Source organism: Mycobacterium sp. (assembly GCF_052143115.1).
Classification (GTDB): Bacteria; Actinomycetota; Actinomycetes; order Mycobacteriales; family Mycobacteriaceae; genus Mycobacterium.
Genome location: NZ_JBKQTQ010000172.1, coordinates 1 through 2,752, shown reverse-complemented (window position 1 = coordinate 2,752; position 2,752 = coordinate 1). Strand labels below are relative to the sequence as shown.

The window sequence follows — 2,752 nt, the reverse complement described above, 5'->3', positions numbered from 1 at the left end:
CGCCAATTCGTCGGGTCGATCGGCAGCCAGCTCGATGAGTCGCTGCAGCGTCGGCGCGCGCAACGCCAACTCCACCAGCCCCGCGATCGGGGTAACTACGCATTCCGGCCCCGGTGCGGTCATGATGCGCCATTGTATGGGGCCGACGGATGGCGCCGAACTTCGTCAATTTCCGGCCCGGCACCGTCAAGGATCTGTAAGGGCAGCAGCGTCCGGCCACAGCATGCGGACGCTGAAGTCATGACAACAACATTGCCGGACGTCCTGCCTTCCATAGGCTATGCGGCTCCGCCGCGATTCCATCCGGCGATCTGGCCGCTGACCACCCATTCCGACGACGAGGGCAGGCTCTGCATCGGTGAGGTACCGCTTACCGACATCGCCGACGAGTTCCGCACGCCGACCTATGTGATTGACGAGGCCGACTTCCGGTGCCGCGCCCGCCGCTATCGCACGGCATTACGCAACACCGAGGTCGTCTACGCGGGGAAGTCGCTGCTGACCATCGCGGTGGCGCGCTGGGCGCGCGACGAGGGGCTCGGCGTCGACGTCTGCTCAGCCGGTGAACTGGCCACCGCTCTGGCCGGCGGCGTGGAAAAGGCGCGCATCATCATGCACGGCAACGCGAAGTCACAGGACGAATTGCGAGCCGCGGTGCGCTTCGGGGTCGGTCGCATTGTGCTGGATTCGTGTATCTAGATCACCGACCTCGCGGGTTTGGCGGAAGGACGGCAACGGGTGCTGATCCGGGTGACCCCGGACATCGACATCCACGGCCACCACGCCGTCACCACAGGCATCAGTGATCAGAAGTTCGGGTTCGCCCTTGACGGTGGGCACGCCGCGGACGCGGTGGCGCGCGTGCTTTCGCACCCCAGCCTCGACCTGATCGGGCTGCATTGCCATCTCGGCTCGCAGGTCACCGATGCCGCGCTCTACGGCGAGGCGATTCGACGGATGATCGCCGCGATGGCCGACATCCGCGCGCGGCACGGCGTCATCTTGACCGAGTTGAATATCGGTGGCGGCCACGGGATTCCGTATCTGGCCGGCGACCCGGAGCTCAGCGTCGACGAGCTGGCGCGGGTGATCGAGGACGCGCTGGACGCGGCCTGCGCCGCCGAGCGCTTCCCCCGGCCGGCGATCGTGGTCGAGCCTGGCCGGGCCATCAGCGCCCGGGCCGGTGTCACCTTGTATGAGGTGCGCGGCATCAAGACACAGCCTGGCGGGCGTACCTTCGTCGCCGTCGACGGCGGAATGAGCGACAACCCGCGGGTGTCCCTGTACGGGGCGAAATACACTGTCGCGCTGGCTAATCGGCATTCCCTCGCCCCGCGGCAGCGGGTCACGGTGGCGGGACGGCACTGCGAGGCAGGCGACGAGATCGCCCGCGACGTCGAGCTTCCGGTCGACCTGCACCCGGGCGACCTGCTGGCGGTGGCCTGCACCGGGGCCTACCACCACAGCATGGCGTCGAACTACAACATGGTGGGTCGGCCACCGCTGGTGGCGGTGAAGGACGGCCGGGCCCGTGAACTGGTCCGCCGCGAAACGACCGCCGACCTGCTAGCCCGCGACCGCGGATAACCGCTTAGTCCACTTGTTCGGCTCTCCCGCGCAAGCGGGCGGTACCCGCAACGCCCCCGCGAGCGGGGGGACCCGCACAGGCCGCCCCTTGCGGCCCGCATCGTCGCAGAACTACTCGTCCTGCAGGTGCGGATCGGCTTCCAGATGGGTCAAGCCGTTCCACATCAGGTTGACTAGATGCGCGGCCACGACTTCCTTCTTGGGTTCGCGGGTATCGAGCCACCACTGTGCGGTCATCGACACCGAGCCGACCAGTGCCTGGGCGTACAGCGGCGCCAGGCCTGGGTCCAGGCCGCGACGGGCGAAGTCGCCGGCCAGGATCGAGCTGACCTGGCTGACGGCATCGTTGAGCAGGCTGGAGTAGGTGCCCGAACTGATGGCCGCCGGCGAGTCGCGGATCATGATGCGAAACCCGTCGGTGCGTTCCTCGACGTAGGTCAGCAGTGCCAGCGCCACCCGTTCGACGCGCACCCGGGACCGGTTGTTGGTCAGCGACGACGTGATGCCATCCAGCAGCGCCGACATCTCCCGGTCGACGACGACCGCGTACAGCCCTTCCTTGCCGCCGAAGTGCTCGTAGACGACCGGTTTGGACACGTTGGCACGCAGCGCGATCTCCTCGATCGAGGTGCCCTCGTAGCCGCGTTCGGCAAACAGCGACCGGGCGATATCGATGAGTTGATGCCGCCGCTCGCTGCCGGTCATCCTGGCGCGCGGCGCGCGGACCTCTTTCTCGGGCGCTGCCACGCCTATCAGGTTATCGGTTGCACTACAGTCTGACGAAGGCATCAGTGTGCGCGGCCGGCCCGGGGGCCGGCCGACGGCGAGCGGAGCTACTCGCCGCTGGTGCATGGTCCGTCGTGGTGTAATCGGCAGCACATCAGATTTTGGTTCTGAGAGTTCAGGTTCGAGTCCTGGCGACGGAGCTTCGATGCGGGGAATAATACGAAGTGCGGATCTTGCCGCTTGTCGTGCGGGGGATGCTGCCGCGGTGGACGAACACGACCGCGTCGGCCGGCGTCCCATGCGCGCCCCGACCCCTGACCCCGCTCGGCCTGGAGTTGTAACAGTTCCAGCAGCCGGGTCTGCTCGCTGCTGGAGGCGAACACGTGCAGGTCGCCGCGCGGATCAGCGAGCAAGATGCCGACCGCCGTTATCGGCAACC

General features: G+C 67.3%; 2 protein-coding genes, 1 tRNA gene and 1 pseudogene. 2 read left to right on the top strand and 2 right to left on the bottom strand.

Translation table 11 applies throughout. From position 1 onward, the window contains the following. A partial coding sequence (locus ACLQI9_RS17410; protein ID WP_442391966.1) for a hypothetical protein occupies nucleotides 1–123 on the bottom strand: 123 nt, incomplete at its 3' end. Nucleotides 124–240: 117 nt separating this feature from the next. Between ACLQI9_RS17410 and lysA the strand changes: the two are divergent. Further along, nucleotides 241–1,587 (top strand): annotated as a pseudogene (lysA, locus tag ACLQI9_RS17405) (diaminopimelate decarboxylase). 111 nt (nucleotides 1,588–1,698) lie between these two features. On the opposite strand, the gene ACLQI9_RS17400 reads toward lysA, so the two are convergent. Continuing rightward, on the bottom strand, nucleotides 1,699–2,292 hold the full coding sequence (locus ACLQI9_RS17400; RefSeq protein ID WP_324851344.1) for a TetR/AcrR family transcriptional regulator: 594 nt from the start codon (nucleotides 2,290–2,292) through the stop codon (nucleotides 1,699–1,701). Between the two features lie 149 nt (nucleotides 2,293–2,441). Here ACLQI9_RS17400 and ACLQI9_RS17395 point away from each other — a divergent pair. Next, a tRNA-Gln gene (locus tag ACLQI9_RS17395) sits at nucleotides 2,442–2,513 on the top strand. The last annotated feature ends 239 nt before the right edge of the window (nucleotides 2,514–2,752 follow it).